This window comes from Erwinia papayae (assembly GCF_058241465.1).
Genome location: NZ_JBZCHT010000008.1, coordinates 19,050 through 35,330, shown reverse-complemented (window position 1 = coordinate 35,330; position 16,281 = coordinate 19,050). Strand labels below are relative to the sequence as shown.

At 42.9% G+C, this 16,281-nt stretch carries 16 protein-coding genes; 2 read left to right on the top strand and 14 right to left on the bottom strand.

Annotated features, from left to right (window positions below; all coding sequences use genetic code 11):
* A complete protein-coding gene (locus AC3RPL_RS03600; protein ID WP_490739012.1) occupies positions 1-771 on the top strand; it encodes a hypothetical protein in 771 nt (256 codons plus the stop codon).
* A 53-nt stretch (positions 772-824) separates the two neighbouring features.
* Here AC3RPL_RS03600 and traN read toward each other — a convergent pair whose 3' ends face one another.
* Positions 825-3,557: a conjugal transfer mating pair stabilization protein TraN gene (gene traN, locus AC3RPL_RS03595; RefSeq protein WP_490739011.1), complete on the bottom strand. Its 2,733-nt coding sequence runs from the start codon at positions 3,555-3,557 to the stop codon at positions 825-827.
* A 255-nt stretch (positions 3,558-3,812) separates the two neighbouring features.
* Here traN and AC3RPL_RS03590 point away from each other — a divergent pair, with 255 nt between their 5' ends.
* Positions 3,813-4,019, top strand: coding sequence for a hypothetical protein (locus AC3RPL_RS03590; protein WP_045268418.1), 207 nt, complete (start codon positions 3,813-3,815; stop codon positions 4,017-4,019).
* 42 nt (positions 4,020-4,061) lie between these two features.
* On the opposite strand, the gene AC3RPL_RS03585 is transcribed toward AC3RPL_RS03590, so the two are convergent.
* The 13 genes from AC3RPL_RS03585 to AC3RPL_RS03525 all read right to left on the bottom strand — a co-directional run bounded on the left by AC3RPL_RS03585 (position 4,062) and on the right by AC3RPL_RS03525 (position 16,252).
* Positions 4,062-4,955: a hypothetical protein gene (locus tag AC3RPL_RS03585; protein WP_490739010.1), complete on the bottom strand. Its 894-nt coding sequence runs from the start codon at positions 4,953-4,955 to the stop codon at positions 4,062-4,064.
* Positions 4,956-5,029: 74 nt separating this feature from the next.
* Entirely contained in the window at positions 5,030-7,261 is a 2,232-nt protein-coding gene (locus AC3RPL_RS03580; protein ID WP_490739009.1) for a conjugal transfer protein TraG N-terminal domain-containing protein, read from the bottom strand.
* 9 nt (positions 7,262-7,270) lie between these two features.
* The gene (locus tag AC3RPL_RS03575) at positions 7,271-8,722 is read right to left on the bottom strand and encodes a conjugal transfer protein TraH (RefSeq protein ID WP_052684040.1); all 1,452 of its coding nucleotides are present in this window, start codon (positions 8,720-8,722) and stop codon (positions 7,271-7,273) included.
* Positions 8,723-8,737: 15 nt separating this feature from the next.
* Entirely contained in the window at positions 8,738-9,808 is a 1,071-nt protein-coding gene (gene traF / locus AC3RPL_RS03570; protein WP_490739008.1) for a conjugal transfer protein TraF, read from the bottom strand.
* Entirely contained in the window at positions 9,798-10,124 is a 327-nt protein-coding gene (locus AC3RPL_RS03565; protein ID WP_124767182.1) for a hypothetical protein, read from the bottom strand. Before AC3RPL_RS03565 ends, traF begins: the two co-directional genes overlap by 11 nt.
* Positions 10,125-10,406: 282 nt before the next feature.
* Positions 10,407-10,589 (bottom strand): hypothetical protein, encoded by a 183-nt coding sequence (locus tag AC3RPL_RS03560; RefSeq protein WP_045268414.1) that lies wholly within the window; start codon positions 10,587-10,589, stop codon positions 10,407-10,409.
* A 79-nt stretch (positions 10,590-10,668) separates the two neighbouring features.
* The gene (locus AC3RPL_RS03555) at positions 10,669-11,058 is read right to left on the bottom strand and encodes a hypothetical protein (RefSeq protein ID WP_107321289.1); all 390 of its coding nucleotides are present in this window, start codon (positions 11,056-11,058) and stop codon (positions 10,669-10,671) included.
* Positions 11,059-11,400: 342 nt separating this feature from the next.
* Positions 11,401-11,628 (bottom strand): hypothetical protein, encoded by a 228-nt coding sequence (locus AC3RPL_RS03550; protein ID WP_113455969.1) that lies wholly within the window; start codon positions 11,626-11,628, stop codon positions 11,401-11,403.
* Positions 11,629-11,650: 22 nt separating this feature from the next.
* Positions 11,651-12,028 carry a hypothetical protein gene (locus tag AC3RPL_RS03545; RefSeq protein ID WP_490739007.1) on the bottom strand — a complete coding sequence of 126 codons (378 nt, stop codon included), beginning with the start codon at positions 12,026-12,028 and terminating at the stop codon, positions 11,651-11,653.
* 2 nt (positions 12,029-12,030) lie between these two features.
* Entirely contained in the window at positions 12,031-12,336 is a 306-nt protein-coding gene (locus tag AC3RPL_RS03540) for a hypothetical protein (RefSeq protein WP_124767184.1), read from the bottom strand.
* Positions 12,337-12,388: 52 nt separating this feature from the next.
* Positions 12,389-12,874 (bottom strand): hypothetical protein, encoded by a 486-nt coding sequence (locus AC3RPL_RS03535; protein ID WP_107321290.1) that lies wholly within the window; start codon positions 12,872-12,874, stop codon positions 12,389-12,391.
* Between the two features lie 41 nt (positions 12,875-12,915).
* Positions 12,916-14,772 (bottom strand): VWA domain-containing protein, encoded by a 1,857-nt coding sequence (locus AC3RPL_RS03530; RefSeq protein ID WP_490739006.1) that lies wholly within the window; start codon positions 14,770-14,772, stop codon positions 12,916-12,918.
* 61 nt (positions 14,773-14,833) lie between these two features.
* Positions 14,834-16,252 (bottom strand): DUF3150 domain-containing protein, encoded by a 1,419-nt coding sequence (locus AC3RPL_RS03525; protein ID WP_107321292.1) that lies wholly within the window; start codon positions 16,250-16,252, stop codon positions 14,834-14,836.
* Positions 16,253-16,281: the final 29 nt, after the last annotated feature.

Below are 16,281 nucleotides of genomic sequence, written 5' to 3'. Positions count from 1 at the left end.
ATGAGAATGAAAGCACTAACGGTTCTTACGGCAGCGATAATTTTGAGTGGCTGTGCTGGTGGGCGGGGAAATGACATTACCCCTATGCCTGTAGACAGTTCTCCCTCCATCGCCTTGCAGTATGCAAGGGCGATGAACCTGCGTTTAATTACTGATTACGATAAAGGCCAGTATGTCATTTTCAATGAAGATACCGGGAAATCACTACGGCCTCTTAAAGAACCGGTCGTGGTTGGAACAAAAGGTGAGGTCAAGTCGTCTGGAAATGGTTCTGCTGACGTTATCGCTGGCTTTGTTACGCATACGGCATTTATCCCTGCTCTAAGCGTATTAACATCACGAGCGCCAGTTCCATTCTCCGATGGGATAGCTCGTGTTGCTACTTGGCAGGGAGGCGATGCTCAGGCAAACAGTCGAAAACTGGGTAGTCTCCTGAAAGAAAAACTTCCTCTGTTTGATGGGTTTACTAGCACCGGATACTGTAGAGATGGTATCGGCTATACAACAGATGTAACACGTAATGTCAATGCAAACGGCACTATGAGTCCCATTGACACAACAAAGCTTCCGAAACCACCTTTCAATGCTGCGTCGAATGTTCAAATTATGCATGTCAGTGATTGCTTTAACGCGTTATCACAACGCAGACAAAATCAGGCTAGGGTCATCGAGTTTAGTCAGTCATTAGGCGAACAGTGGGCAGTTTTCGTTCCGGGAAGCACAGAGGTTCCACCTGTGATTTATCGAAATGGGACGGCTTATTTTTTTTGAAAAATAGTTTATGCCAACCAACAAAAAACCCGCCGTAGCGGGTTTTTTTATTGTTATTTCACCCTCATTTGCTCTTCGAGAGTTTCCTTGGTTCCCTGCACATCTACACCATCAACACCACTCTGGAAGCGTTCTAATGTATTTTGTCGAGTACCGTCAATATTCAAAACATTACCTTGTCCTGTTATGCTTTCCAAATCCACGCTATCAGCGGTAGGTAACAGATCAGCTTCGTACAGTGAACCTATCCATTCCGAAAGGTCAATTTTGTTAAAATCGATCTGTCCAAATTCAGTAAGGGTTAGACCACGACAATCGGGGTTTTTTGAGTCATTCCCCCAGTTCAGTCCTAACTGTTGACGTCCTTGTTCCTGTATTATTCGACCAATTTGCGAGTTAAACGTACAGTAACTTGACCTCTTCTCTATGCACTGGCCCAGAACTTTAGTCTGACACCAGCTATCAATGAACACAGCCAGCTTTGTTTCTTTTTTTACCGCCAGCTTAAATTCATCTTCTGTGCAGGCCCAGATGATATTAACGAGAATGTTGGCAATTTGATAAGCCATATAGGCATAACCTACAACAGATACAGCCGATACAAGTGTCGATGATAGCTGGACTGATGCAGACATTTCCCCTGCTGAGTTAACCGCTGCTTCTCCAGCGGCACTTCCACCAGCTTCAAAAAGCATATTTGTCACACTGGAACCGAACGTATCCAAAGTCCATTGTGCAACTTGTTTGGTCAATTCACCGACGGCTTCATTGATGGCTGATGATATACCCATGTCCGAAATCTTTTCTGCCACAGCAGAACCCGCGTTACCGGTCAAAGAGTCAAATGCAGACATTGCAGGCTTTGTGATGGCATCGAAGGCATTGCTGGCAAGTTCAGAACCCATATCAAAGATCCCTTTTCCCTGCTCAAACATCCCAGCCTGAACAGATACCGCGTCCGTCACTTTTAGTGTGTAATACGTAAGCTGGAGGTATTGAATCCAGCTTACATTGACAGGCTGATTGCAACAATCAACCCATCCACCCATAGCAGTTTTACACACCGCAGGTTCGCCTTTGAATACCTGACAGGTTGAGGCATCGTTATTCGATTCTCCCGTTGTATCACAGGCCAACTCATTCTGAGCATAGGTAGCTGCTTGCAGCATAGCGGCTGCTGTAGCGAAGTCACCACTCTCCTCAGTAGTAGGAGCAAGGCATGTACCATTGATGCACTGTACACCTCCGGGGCATTGGTATTCTTCATGGCTACCAGTAGAAGGTACAGTAACGTCTTTGCCACAATCCCAGACCTCACTTGCTTGCCAGCATCCGCTTGTATTCCCAGTTGATCCATCAAGGCAGGTACTCTTAATGAAGTTGCAACTGGCATCTTCGTATTGCTGACAGGTATTATTTACGCCTTCTTCCGTGCCGCAGTTAGCAACGACGGTCGCGCTACGGCAAAATTTAGATATACCGGGGACAGGAGAGGCTACCAAGTCATCTTCACAAACTAAAGCGCCATTTATCATGGCACATCCATTTGCATCTGGTGTGACGCTATCATTGCAAGTTGCAGAGTAGTTTTGGCAGTACCCCTGATCGATTGCTTGTTTAAGCGTATCGAACCCTTCGTTATCGGATGACCAAATATCATTTGTGACAGCCGCGTTTGGGTCAAAATGTATTTCTAACTTGGCGTAACCTTCGCCGTTTCCGGTTACTGAAACTCGTGTCTTAAAGGTAAGTTCATCACCAGATTTAGCTGCTTTGAAATTGCTCGTCACATCAACGTCTGGATTAACTTTCCAACTGGTATCCAACTCACAATCACCGGCAGTCTCGGGGGCAAATTGTTCTGGGCTATTATAAGAACCAGGGCGTCGCTTACCGCTAGTCCCCGCGTCAATCATCCCCGGTTTCGGGCCACCCCATACTTTGTTTTCGCCGAGATAGATCTGCATGTAGTCATCCCACGTCGCATAGGTGATTTTTGCTGACGTAATAGCTTCTGGGTTATAGACTCGAACCGCCATTGATTGCTCATAAATTGTACATTTTCCTGACCAATAGTCATCACCTACTTGACCGACCCAAAGAGTTATACAGTCATCACCGCAACTTTGGATATTTGCAGGGCCAGAGCTATGAGAAAGGACTCCGGCAACATATGGGTGGGAAAGATTATATGTACCAGAAACGCTGACAGTTCTGGTGCATTCTCTGTAGTCAGGGATATGATTAACCTGATCTTTCGGATCGAGAATTGTTTGTTTCGAACAGTCACCGAGCAAGCTCATGTACTCATTCTGGTTTTCGAGGAAGTCTTTGTGTGTATTGAAAATAGAATCAGTATCTTTAAGTGAAGATGTTTTGGTGGAGACGTTCTGCATTGTGCGATATGCATCACCACGCAGGGAATCCTCAGTAGTTAGTGTTGTACCTGTGGTGGAACCCAGTTTGCTTGTGGCTGAGTCATCACCATAGACTGATTTTAATGAGTCAAGGGAGGTTGATGATCCTTGCTGGTCAGGGTACACAGAATTAAGGTCAACAGTCTGGCCGCTTCCATACGTCACCGTCCCTTGCCCACTGGCTGAAATTCCGGGAAGCGTGTTATAGAAATTTACGGCATCTTGTGCTTTCTGATTTGTTGAAGTTGCATTTGCAGTGCTATCGGCTGCGATTGCGTAAGGTACAAAACTGATTAGCCCAAGGTGAGATATTATAGACAGCGTGCAGAGGGGTATCGAAAACCACCGCTCACGGAAAAGTTTTTTCATGGTTAGTTCACCTTTTTATCTAAAACTAACGTCTAATCGCTAAAAAAATCCACTTAGGCTATTCGGGTCAGAAATTTGACGTGAGACTATATGGATATGAATATGAACAGTCTTCACGATAATGGTTGGCGCTGTTGATAGGCAACAAACAAAGGGGACAAAAGCGGGGGGTTTTAACAGATAGTTGGTGAGTCCTGTAGAATCTTCTATACTGTTTTTTTAATGCGTATTTATCAGTGGTTGTAAGGAGGGGTTATGTATGGTCTTGGTTTTTACGGGTTGGTTCCCCCATTAACCGCGAAACCTGTATTTCACTATTCAAATGTTGATGGGCCGTATACGGGGAAAAAACAAAAAACAGAATCTTTGCCAATGACACCGCGGGTTTTCAAGGAAAAATTGATCACTGCGGGACTTGCTTTGGCGTCTATCCCCGTCATATTTATGATTGGTGTGTCATAAAAAAACCCGCTTCAAGCGGGTTTTTTTATAGTAGTAAAATAGTTAGTTTCCATTACTTCTGGGGCTGGTGATCCCTTCACCCCAAGAATGCTTGGTCTCATTACTTGGGAGTTCATCTGCATTTTTTGCGGCCCATAGACCTTTGGTAGCCATATTCAGAGTGTTAAGGTCATTAGCGCCCTGACGTTCAAAAGTGGATTCCACGGCTGCAACTGCTCGCGCAGCGTATTCTTTGTTCCCACCAATAACTGAACCGTCGGATTGCCTGACCCCGCCAGTATCGGCCATGATTGTTGCCATCGCATTTTCACGGAAAGCATCGAGATTAGCACCTGATGCACCAGCTTTACCTGCTGCGTAAAATTCTGCAAGAGCATGAGCACCATAACTATTACCATTATCAGTCGCAACCTGATGAGCTACTGCTCGTTCGTGTTGAATTGTAGGGTTGTCATTGTTCAAACGAGATGACAGGTTATTTACAATCCGCATACCGTCACGAGCGATATTGTTTGGCTGATAAGTTGCGACCATCGCTGCCGCAGAACGACTCTGCTGATACTCAACGGCATTATTGTATTCGTTGTTATGTAAACGAACCGGCCCGCCCAGATCAGAATTTCGATCCCAGTCAGCTTGTACATTTGGCCGAACAGTTCCGGGATTGCTGTTTGAACCTACGGTAGATATACCTGAATGAGCTTGAGATTGGGCTGAGGCTACGCCTGCTGATGTTGCACCTTCGATAGCACCGATCTGCTGCGTCGCACCCTCAGCGTTACCAGAAACGCCCCGGTTTAGGCTTGCCTTATCATTGTTAATTTCTGGAGAGTTGCCTCCTGAAAGGAAGCCTAAATCTCCGGCAATTTGATGAAGTTGTCCGCCGTCTTTAAGTGCCATTATAGAAGCAGCGGCATGAGCATTATCAGAGTTCATACCATTGCCAACCATTTGAGATGCATATTGATCTCGGGTATTTGCAAATCCTTCAATAGTATTACCTATCTGCGTTATTTTCTGATCAAGCCCTTGTACTGCATTAACCTTCTGACCAAGAACATCAAAGCTAATTGTTTGATTAATAGCAGAAGATTGACTAAATGTCTCTGCTTCGGAAAACTGTTTGCTCGCAGTTTGTAGATGGCTATAAGCTTCGTTGTAACTTGTCCCTGTAGATGATGAGACACCAAACTGAGCACATCGGTTAGAGTGCTCCCAAGATTCTTGGCTAAATCTGCGCTTACACCATTAGATAGTCTTGAAGACTCTGAATTACCACCTCCTTCATTTGACGAAATTTTGTTTCCATGTTGATCGGTCGTAAGGCTGGTTGCAGAACCGGCAATTGATGCTCCCGCCTGAGCTTTGGGGCCAACTGGAGCACCAGCACCAACCCCAGCACTTGCATCAACACCGGCTTGGTTAGCCAGCGTATTCATATAGTTCAGAGCATCTGTCGCATCACCACCGGTTTTGCGCATAAAGTCTTCTGCAACAGCATAATCAGAACCTAAGTTCTGTTTCATCGAAGAGATTAACGCATTGTTTTGGGCCTGAGAGTGGGTGCCGTTTTGCTTATTGGCTGCGAGGGTTTGTACCGCACTATTTCGAGCAGCTTGCTCTTGCAAGCTGGCGCTTTGTAGTTCGTTTCTTGCACTGGACATACTTGACTGTGCAATTGAACTCATTGAAATACCACCAACGACACCAGATGCACCAGTTAGTGTAGTACCAGACATTGGAGAATGAGAATATTCTGCGCTTCTGTTGTTTAATGCAGGAGCGTTAGTCATGTCAGGCGCAAGAACCTTCGTATCGGCAGGAGATGGTGCAGCCGCTGAATTTGCAAGAGAGTTAAACGCGATTGAACTACCCCAGACAATAAATCCACCCAGCGCAGGGATGAGTCCAAACAGATTACCAGCAAGGGCAATATTTTTCTGAGTAGAAATAATCAGATCGTATAACTGGTTAAATGCTACTGTTCCAATGCTTGTAACTCCAGATGTTAAAGCAAGAATTGCTGCGGAATCTGATTGCATCTTTGTGAGCATATACAGGTTGATCACAGCAGCCAATGGCACCCAAGTCTGAGTCCAAACGATAATCAAGAAGTATTTCATTATCAGGCGAATACCCATTACGCCTAGGCCAAGCAAAAAGGCCATAAAAGGAGTTAACGCATAAATAACGCCCTGAAAAATTGGCATGAAAGAGGACATCCAGTACAGGAAAGATGAACCACCGGATGACCATTGAAATGCTTGTTGTGTTGCTGTCTGTGCACGAGTAACTGCTGCTGTACCTTTGAATGAATCAAGATATGCATCTTGAGGGATTTTTGCAATGTTAGGCATCATCAACATTTGAAGCTGGAAGTCTCTAACATTTGAAGATGATATGTTATAGAAATCCATCATATCGGTTACTTTAGTCTCCGGTGAGCAACTATCACATCGCCCATAAGCAGTCATAACCCGGCCAGAAGTAGCAACTAAAGTAGGATATGAACCTGCGGCTTGATTTTTAAGCTTGGTATAGGCTTCGGAACAAGTATATTGAGATGCATTTCTGGGGTTTACTTGCGGCCCATTTGAATTAAGTCCGTCATATATGACAACATAAGTGGAAAGATCATTTGATCTTACAGAATCAACCCCCCCTCCATCTCTCCAGATATGAGCGTATGTATTTGCATTTCTGTTTATATCATTTATAACACATGTTCTGACGTAGCTATCTACAGATGCTGCGATATCCGGGTTGCTTCCTCCAGTACCAAGCCTCCAGCGCATAGGATCTTTAAGAGCGTCATAGTAAGCAGTAAGGGTAAATAATGGATCAAGCGCTCCGTATTCTGTCATTGCTGGAGTTGAAAAAGCTTGCTCCATATTTTCAGTTACTGAATATCCCACAGTTGAAATAATCGAGGCAGGAGCGGCAAGGCCCCAAGGTACATTATCAACAGCCCTGAACTCACCTGTAGTCAGATCTTCAAGGTTAACTCGTGCTGACACTTGAAAGAAAAGCATGTACATAACAATGCACACAGCCATCTGACCAAATGAAAGAACTTTACCTCCAGATATAGCAGAGGCTATGACAATCCCAATAACCCCTAATAATGCTGAAATGCGGAACGTATCTGAATACGTACCATTGTTAAGCATCATCGCGATAGAGTTGAGAACGTTGTATAAAAAATCTACGCTCCCGACTGTATATATATTCCACTCGCTCATAGATACTCCTTATTGCGCACTTAATGGCGATTGATCCTGCTCAAACCGTTGGAGCGGCAATGCATCCATATACTTCATTTTTAATTCGACAATTTTACTTGCCCCTCCGTAACGTGTGGCTGCTGCCTGATAGGAATTTGCCAACCGTTTACGAGCATCAGCTATAAGCTCCTGACACTTCTGAAAGTAAGGCGCGGCTGGATTGTCATTTGATATTTCAATTCTTGCACCGGTATCAGCGGCCGTAAGCATGTCGCTCATATACTGATAAGCCGCGTTATAAGCAAGTACAGGTGCAATTTCGCTGATATATGATTTCGCCATATTTAAGTCATGCCGCGCAAGTGACGCGGCGGTAGAGGACGCACCATTAGTGTTGAAGAAATTGGCCTGTTGAAGCTGAGATTCTGATAAACCAGTACCGCTGACTATTGCGTCTAGGTATCCATCATTGTTAAAGAAATTAATAATTTTGGTAGCAAGTCCATCAATTTCGATTTGAGTTTGTTGAGGGTTGGGACAAGATTCAGTGTCTGAGCAACTATAAATAGAAAATGAAGAATTACCGTTTGTTGCAGCTTCAAGAGCGTCGGCAGTGTCAAGCGCTGCAATTTTATGGGGAGCGCCACCGATAAGAGCGCCAGTATCATCAGTTGAAATATCTTTTGGTACAATGTATGTACCGGTTAAAGACATGATGAACTCTTTCTGCTGCTGCTGCGAACCTACGAACTGGTTGGAGAATTCACCATTATTAAGGAGGCACCACATTAAATTACCGTAGTCTTTACAAGCTTCACGTTTCCCTGATTCTTCTTTTTGAGCAACAGAAGACTTCTTGCCGTTCTTTTCACTCATAAAAGCATCGAACTGATCTGTAAGACCTGTTGATGACAACTGTGATGATACAGCGGCTTTTGCTTCCTCACCGAATGCAGAAGCAGTGTCAACCAGCAATCCTTTCGCAAGTTGGCATGAGTTTGCGGTCAAATCGTTCATTTGCTGTACAACTGCCTGCATCCGGGATATAGCATTGTCAAGAACAGCATCCATAGCATTCAGTGCAAGTTGGAAAGCTAAACCTGCTGCGTTTGCTGCGATGTTACGTAGCATCTGAACAAATTCATCAGCATTTATGAATGAGAACGAGCCACCAAAGAGGTCAATACCGCCACAGCCACCAGCAGCACTGGGCATTTGAATATTAACTGGAGTGAGCGAACGAAGTTTATTACGCAGAGTAAATCCACCACCAGTGTAGCCTTCACGTGTAACGCTTCGGTAGTCTCCGGGGTTTGTGGTGTTGGACATAGAGCCAAACATGTTATTTAACTGGTCATTAATGCTATCTGCATTTACAGTCGGAACAACGCCAAATAAACCAGCGCACATAACGAGTGCGGCGGATAGGGTTAACCTAAATTTTCTATCAGGCTTATAAGCGGAAAAACACTTTTTCATGTAATTGTCTCCGGGTTATTTTCTTTCCTGCGAATCGGCATCAGCAGGAGCATAGCCTGCTTTGGTCTGAATATATTTGATGAACTGATCAGGGTTTTTCATATATTCTTCTGGCATATCTTTGAGGATATCTGAATCGATGTAACCGTTATCGTTGAAAGGTAACGTACTTTTATAGCGTTCGTCAGACACGATTCCAGCATCATGAGCAATAAGCACTGTGCGCTTGATAAGCTGATCCGCGCTGATGGGGCCAAATGAAACGATGCGGGTTATATCTGGAGGGATAGCCAATGCTATCGCGGGTACATTCCTTATTTGCAACTTTTTAGATTGACCATTGTCAATCCTGACTGTTGGGAATGGACTTCCGGGAAGATCGTGACCATCAATAGAAATAGGTATAATAGGAATCCCAGTCATGTAGCTGAACGTCTGCATAATTGATGCTTGTTTAGAACACAGAGTGCATCCTTCCCCTTTGAAAAAGAAGAAAAGCCCAGCCTTTTTGCCTATTTCACGAGCAACTTCTCTTTCGTTATCTTCTGCGGATACTGATTGAGTTAGAGAGCCAAAAGATGACGTGGAACGACGGCCAGTCTCATCTATGAGAGGGTCTGTGATTGATATAATCTGGGCCATATCTTTATAGCGGCTTGCTTTATCGAGCATGATACGTTGTGCTAATAAGTATGCACGTACATTTTCCGGCGTGGGATCGTCTATAGCACGGTCACGTATCTGCTGAATATTTTCTCTGAACCAAGCAACGGAAAAGGGCGCGGGACTATTTTTAGTCTCTGGCGCTTCTGGAACAACAGGAGATGGTTGTGTTACCTCTTTCTCCTGTTTCTCATCATGTTGTTCTTTTTGTAGTGTTTCTTGCTTAACATCCTCTTTGGGAGGTGGTGGGTCTTTTTTCCAAAACCAGCCCTGATCCTTTTCTTTCTGGAAGTTTTTACCTCCAGCATAAACGTCACCACTAGTTTTGATTTCTTGCTGGCCGTCATCAGCTAACGCATGTGCACAGAAAGTACAACTAACAATAAGAGCCAACACTGTTTTCACGAAATGGTTATAGGCCATTAGTGTTTCCTTCAATCAGAATTTTGGCTATTTTATCCGTCCAGAAAGCTGTGTTCTTGCCAGGAAAAACACGAGAGTGAAACAGCTTTCGGAAAATCAAATGATGCTGGAATTTTGAGTTACCTATCTTATGAACAATAGCGTTTTTAGTCACACCTAACTCTGTGCACACAGCTTCAAGGGTCATGCGTGTTCCATACTTACGTTCGAGTTCAAGACGTACAGCTTCTTTCAAAGAACCATCATTCAGTAATGGTGGGATCTTGTATGCAGGCATTAATAATGCACAAGGTGGTTCTGCAAAATATGGTTTCACCTATAAGCCTCGAATTCTATGTAGAGACTCAGGATTTTGCCACGAAAGCAACCGGCAAGGCACGGATAAAAGGGGACAAAACGGGGGGGGAAAACATTTTGATTTTGAATGGAAAGATTTTGATGAGCAAAGATGATATCTGAGGGGTAACATAATGATATAGGGGAAGATTTTGATGGGGCGAAACAGTGGGAGAGGAACGTGAAAACAGGGTGGGCATTCAAAAAAAAACCCTATCAAAATGATAGGGTTCTTTTTATAAGTTAATTAGCTAACATCCTTTCATTTATCCTTCTTTTTCTTCTTTGCTTTCACAAGAGAAAAGGGAAGGGAAATAAAGATCAGGAACCGAATAATCAGTTCTTCGTTAACCTTTATACCGAGAGACTCTCCACGAAATATCACAATCATCGAGATGATGAAGATGAACAGCAGAGAGACGAAACGAAGGTTGTTAGTAGACATGTTAAAGCTCACTTTGGAGGGAAGTTAGCGTTAGGTGACTAACGCAGGAGGGAAGTTAATGAGAATGCAGAAAACTGTTTTACCAAGTTGACTGCTGTCTCATGAAATCAGATTCAAGCGTAACAAAACGCACAGCCTCTGACATTGTTTGATTGAAGTATCTGGGGCAAAGACTCACACCATCTTCTACAATCTTTTCTTTAAGATTGTCTAACTTTCTGTCAGAAAATCGACCACACGAACAGCAATAGGCGAGCCTAGTGCCAAGCATTAACGCTTTTGATTCATTTAGTGTCACACCAAAACTGGTCTGGTGATTACCAATACCTTTAGAGGCAAGTATTTTTATCGTTTCCATATCAGTTGCAATCAGCAATAAATCCTGTCGATCCTTAGAATTAGAATCGGGCCATATTTGCATATCTCCTGACACAAAACCATAAACCTTGTCTTCATCAAGCAAGTTCATAATGAACCTCGTATCTATTTATAAATTTGAAAAAGTTATAATGTATAGGGACGACAGCGGGTAAGCGCAGTAATCACTCGATCTCGGTATGGGGATGGCTTAACAGCAGTTTTTATGCCGTCAATCCAGTCTTCTACGGGGATTCGAGTAAAGTTTTCGTCCGTATTACGAATGTTGAATGCAATAATCGCCCATTTATTGAGGGCAAAAAGTACCAACTCAACATCGTGGGGTAATACAATCCCACACAGCTTAGCTGAACGGTTATTGTATTCGATTAAAGCACATCCGCACATATAATACCTCGTTAAGTTAAAAAGGGCCAAGTGGCCCTTTTATTATTTAGAAGTCGAAAGGCTCATCAGTAACGATGACCGACCGTTCAGGAAGAGAGGAAAAATCCAGAAAAGTGACTTCTTTTATATTTGTTGCACGATATTGAAAACCGTTTTTCAAAACAAGGTTTTCTACATTTCTGTTTGTAATGGAAGGCCACCTATCAGTGATCTCAGATTCACGAACAAGATAATGCTTATCGTTGAAGGAAAAAGATATATATGTTGTTTCCATAACACAATCACCTCACAGCATGTTAGGCACCCGTGTTAGCACTCAATTTATTGAATTCCTCGTAACATTTCCTTTCGTTATGATTCGCTATTTCTAACGATTCATCGGAAATATCAACCTTATGCATAAGGCAGAAATCAAAAAACGACTGACGCTCTTCAACAGGTAATGAAAGCATATGAAGCCGACAGTGCCTTATCATCTTGGCAAGATATACAGGAAAACAGGAGCCACTATCACAAGTGCTACGAACATAGAGATTAAAAAAAGCCTCTTTATGCTCGATACGTCTGCCTAAATCGTCAATGACGATAGGATCATTGCAATAGGGCGTTTCAACAGAAACAACAGAGGATGTTTTACGGAATACAGATTTAATAAACTCAATGAGCTTTTTCATGATTAATGCACCCAGATAGATTTTAAAAGAGATTTCACACCAGTCAGACAATCCAAAGTCGCATAAGGCCACCAGTTGCCATCTTCATCTTGATAAAGATAAAGACAGAAGGTGTCTGGCGCTGAGGGATGAAATATATTGATGATGTAAGTTGAATCGAAGACAGGGACTTCATGATGAAGCATAAAGAAGTTTCTATCTCGATTTTCATTAACATAACCAATGAGGTCATCAAGCTGAGCTGATGTAAACCCATGCTGAGTTCCACCAATATGCTCATTAAAGTTAAATTCATTAGCAATTTTCATGTCGATAAACTCCAAATAATACGCTGACCGAAGCCAGCGTTTTAAATTAATTTCAGGAGCACTTGCGTTTCGCAGCCTCATGAGGGTAGAGATGATAGAAAGCTTTTTTGTACTTTTCGTATCCTGCAATTTCACCATCAATATACTGTGCAATATAAGACTTGCTGTAACGACGGCTATCTGGAGACTGGAGAATCAAACGCTTATTATCCAATTCTTTTTTCCAGCAATGCATAACACTCAACCTAATCTCATAGGGGTCTAATCCATTCATACGGCAGCAATTTGTAAATGAGCATATGTCATCCTGATTTACATCAGAAAGTATCCATAAAATCTCATCAATTCTTTGCTGGAGGTTGCTGCGATTAAAGGTCAACAGATAAAGCGAATCACGAATCATTTCGTAAGCTACTTTACTGCTGAATCTGAAATCGTATGACTCTTCGTATTTAGCCACGTAGGTCACTTCATCAGCCTCAAGAATATGAAGAAAAGACATTTGCGATTCATCGACAACTTTAGATTTAGAAGTCATTTTTTGTTTCCTTTGATAAATTTATATATTTAATTTACATATTAACGGTTCAGTAACGCACAGCGAGCAACATCAAATAGTTTTGAACGAAGGTTCGAGAGACTACCGATTGCTACTCCTGTTTTACCGAAAATGCGGGACATCATTGATTGATTCACAGAACCAAAACCAATTCCGATCACCACTATTCCGTCAGACTTTGCATCATTAATCATTTTGATAACGTCCTGCTCAGTACCTCTGTCAGGATCACCATCAGTACAAACAATTAAAATGCGTTGGTCAGCTTTCTCAACAGCTAAATCAATAATTGCAGGCCATAACGCGCCACTCAATGGGGTTGATCCCTGAGCGCCGATACCGAAGTGGTTTGCAGAAATTGCTTGCCGCAGAGTTTGCTTACGGTCTTTTAATTTACCAACTGAGTTTCCATTGGAATGAGGGAAGTGATATGCAGATGTCGTGACTCCACTAAGATTATCCAGTGCATGTAGCAATGAAATAACCGCAGCCTCAGCCTCAACAATACTTCCTCCCATTGACCCGCTGGAGTCTAACAGAATGGTAAATGCAGAATTAAGAGAAACGGTTTTCGATTTATGTTTGAAAACTTTCGAATTGCCTGTAAAGACAGTCGGAAGAAGTCGCCCTTCAATCTTATGACCGGACTCTTTATAAGTTCTGCGAACGTGTTGCATACCTTGAAGTAAACCGTTAAGAGATTGACGCAGACCAGCAGAAGCGTTTATGCCGCGAGCGACACATTCGTTACTGGTTGGAAAGCTCTTAGCGGGAGATACCGAGAAAGGATTGACAGGTTTCGCACGTTGAGTAGGTGTTAATTTATCTTGCATCTTGTCGTTAAACTTATCCGAAATATCTTTTGCGGCGCGATCTATATCAGCATCGTTAGCATTAGCAAACGGATCATAGTTTGGTGAACCAGATGAATTGCCGTTATCAGAAGAGACAGACTTCTCACACGATGAGCCAGATGCATTTGGTGAATTGTCATCGGAGCTATCGGGTTGACCCTCAGAGCTTCCAGTAATGCCGGAGGCGTCTGTAGTGTCAGCATCAGGAGAATCATCAGACCGATCATCAGAACCACCAGCAGAGCCGGGAGCATCCTCAGAGTCACTATTGTCGTTAGAATCACCAGAAGAACCACTATTCTGATCAGGTTGGGAAGGCGGGGGAGTTTCCTTGTCTTCCTGTTCCTGTTTAAAGGCATCTATTGCGAGGTCATATAACTGACGGGCTACATCGAGACAGTCGAGAGTGCTATCCGCGAAGACAGCAAGATCCAACGTATCAAGCGACTTATCGAGTAAATCCTGACCGAATACAGAAATGAACTCATTGCGACGAATTTCTGCATGTGTATCGAAGCCGTGGTAACGCTGACGACCGCAAAGCAACATGGTATCCAGATAAATCGTTGCAGGAACGTCGCTGGACTCAATATCACCATCAAACACAAAACTACGTACAGCTTGAAGATAACGAAGAGAACCGGGAAACAATCGGACAATAGAACGTTCGATGCGCAAATCCTCGGCAATGTTCCAGAGACTGTGGAGCACTTTCTTATTGTAACGACCAGTAGAAACAAGATCGCCGAAATCATTCCTTATCTCTACTGATTGACCAGATAACGCATTAAGAGCAGGCGATAAAAGGTCGAATTCAGTAAATCGAATGTGAGCGGCTTCATGTACGGTAAATCCTAAAATGGCATCGGAAATACTCTCAGCATTCTTGTAGAAAGGAATATTGATAGAACCTTTACCATCTACTACAGAAGCATATGCATCTGAACCACCAACTGTAACGGTAATGTTAAGTTGATCGCCCAGTGCACGCGCTACAATCGGGAGTGAATTGTATATACCCATTAGAAAACCTCTTAAAATAAATTTATATATTTAGAAAAAGGCTCAAAATGAGCCTTTATATTTAGAAAAGAAAAACCCCATCTTCTTCATCGTCGAATACCGAAGAAATCACAGCGTTATTAACGTCTGCGTTTTCTGGGGTATCAACAGCAACAACCTCAATACCGTTATGGTCAGGCAAATCACGATGAACTTTGGCATCATTGAAAAGCGGCCCATCAACAACGACAACGTTACGGAAACCTTCAACCGAAGCAGGCGCAAGATCATCAGCAACAGGAGCTGGTGAAGTTTCAACAACAGGTTCAACAATCACTTCATCACCGGAAGGCAGATCAGTGGCAAAACCATCGTCAGCACGAGCAACAATTTCTGGTGTTATTGTTTCTTCTTTCTGAGCTAGAGCAGTTTCAGAGCCTTGTGCTACTTCAACAGCAGTAACTACGGAAGCGCTTTCAGCATAAGGTTCATCAGGCACGTAAGAACTGGCATCTACGATATGATTATCAACAGCTACAGGAGCTGATGAAGGAGACGTGACGACAGGTACGGACTGAGTAGCAGGAGCTACAGGATCAGCAGAAACAATTCCAGCAGAGCCAGACAAGTCGATAAAATCATCGGCAACTGACTGTGCAATCGTTGAATCAGCATTGAGTAAATCAACAAAAGATTTAGCTCGTTGCGGATCACGAAGGTTATTTAAGAGAGACAGGATGTCAGAATATTTGCGACCAGTTACTTTGCCAGAGACAGGAACATCATTAAGCACTTCTTTCATATAGAGAGCGAGCTTATTAACGCTGTCAGATATAAAACCAAGTGATGCGAGTTTCTCAGCAGTGCGACGAAGCGGGTTGATAGTATGCTGCGTGAAGGCATTTTGATTCAAATTCTTCAAGAAGCCATCAACTAACCCGGATACTTCATCAAAAACTTCATCAGTCAGGCTTTTAATCTGTCCGGCAATACCGTTTTGAATTACTTCGTTACCATATGGCGTGATATGAATAGCTGTAAAACCAAATTGTATTTGGCTGTCCATATACTCTAGATCAACACTGGCACCATCACGAAGAATCTTACGGTACTTTTCTTCACATCTGTCTATCCAGCTATCAAAATCTGATTGCAGGAAAACATTTTTATATATGTAAAACTCTGTTTTAACATCGTTCAGAGCAGAGATTAGGTCATTGACACGATCAGCGGGAACTGCATAGCCACCAAGGAAACGAATACCGACAGCAGAACAAAGCGTATGAGCTTTGGTTTTATACTGCGTAAAGGGATTCAGTAGCTTTGGGTCAATAACTTTTTTGGAGCCAAGAGACACGATTACATCAGGTGGCAAATCAACTCCTTCTCCGAAATCTTCACGTTTCAATTTCTTACGGCCACTAATTCCGTGGATTTCAGATAAAGAAACAAGAATAAGAGACTCTAGAACTTTGTTTACATTTGTGGATGCATTAGTCATTTTAAGACCTCGATAGATTTATATATTTA

Excerpts from the sequence above, each read along its gene's own strand:
- AC3RPL_RS03600 (WP_490739012.1), top strand. The coding sequence starts at position 1 with ATGAGAATGAAAGCACTAACGGTTCTTACGGCAGCGATAATTTTGAGT.
- traN (WP_490739011.1), bottom strand. The coding sequence starts at position 3,557 with ATGAAAAAACTTTTCCGTGAGCGGTGGTTTTCGATACCCCTCTGCACG.
- AC3RPL_RS03590 (WP_045268418.1), top strand. The coding sequence starts at position 3,813 with ATGTATGGTCTTGGTTTTTACGGGTTGGTTCCCCCATTAACCGCGAAA.
- AC3RPL_RS03585 (WP_490739010.1), bottom strand. The coding sequence starts at position 4,955 with ATGAACTCTGATAATGCTCATGCCGCTGCTTCTATAATGGCACTTAAA.
- AC3RPL_RS03580 (WP_490739009.1), bottom strand. The coding sequence starts at position 7,261 with ATGAGCGAGTGGAATATATATACAGTCGGGAGCGTAGATTTTTTATAC.
- AC3RPL_RS03575 (WP_052684040.1), bottom strand. The coding sequence starts at position 8,722 with ATGAAAAAGTGTTTTTCCGCTTATAAGCCTGATAGAAAATTTAGGTTA.
- traF (WP_490739008.1), bottom strand. The coding sequence starts at position 9,808 with ATGGCCTATAACCATTTCGTGAAAACAGTGTTGGCTCTTATTGTTAGT.
- AC3RPL_RS03560 (WP_045268414.1), bottom strand. The coding sequence starts at position 10,589 with ATGTCTACTAACAACCTTCGTTTCGTCTCTCTGCTGTTCATCTTCATC.
- AC3RPL_RS03555 (WP_107321289.1), bottom strand. The coding sequence starts at position 11,058 with ATGAACTTGCTTGATGAAGACAAGGTTTATGGTTTTGTGTCAGGAGAT.
- AC3RPL_RS03550 (WP_113455969.1), bottom strand. The coding sequence starts at position 11,628 with ATGGAAACAACATATATATCTTTTTCCTTCAACGATAAGCATTATCTT.
- AC3RPL_RS03545 (WP_490739007.1), bottom strand. The coding sequence starts at position 12,028 with ATGAAAAAGCTCATTGAGTTTATTAAATCTGTATTCCGTAAAACATCC.
- AC3RPL_RS03540 (WP_124767184.1), bottom strand. The coding sequence starts at position 12,336 with ATGAAAATTGCTAATGAATTTAACTTTAATGAGCATATTGGTGGAACT.
- AC3RPL_RS03535 (WP_107321290.1), bottom strand. The coding sequence starts at position 12,874 with ATGACTTCTAAATCTAAAGTTGTCGATGAATCGCAAATGTCTTTTCTT.
- AC3RPL_RS03530 (WP_490739006.1), bottom strand. The coding sequence starts at position 14,772 with ATGGGTATATACAATTCACTCCCGATTGTAGCGCGTGCACTGGGCGAT.
- AC3RPL_RS03525 (WP_107321292.1), bottom strand. The coding sequence starts at position 16,252 with ATGACTAATGCATCCACAAATGTAAACAAAGTTCTAGAGTCTCTTATT.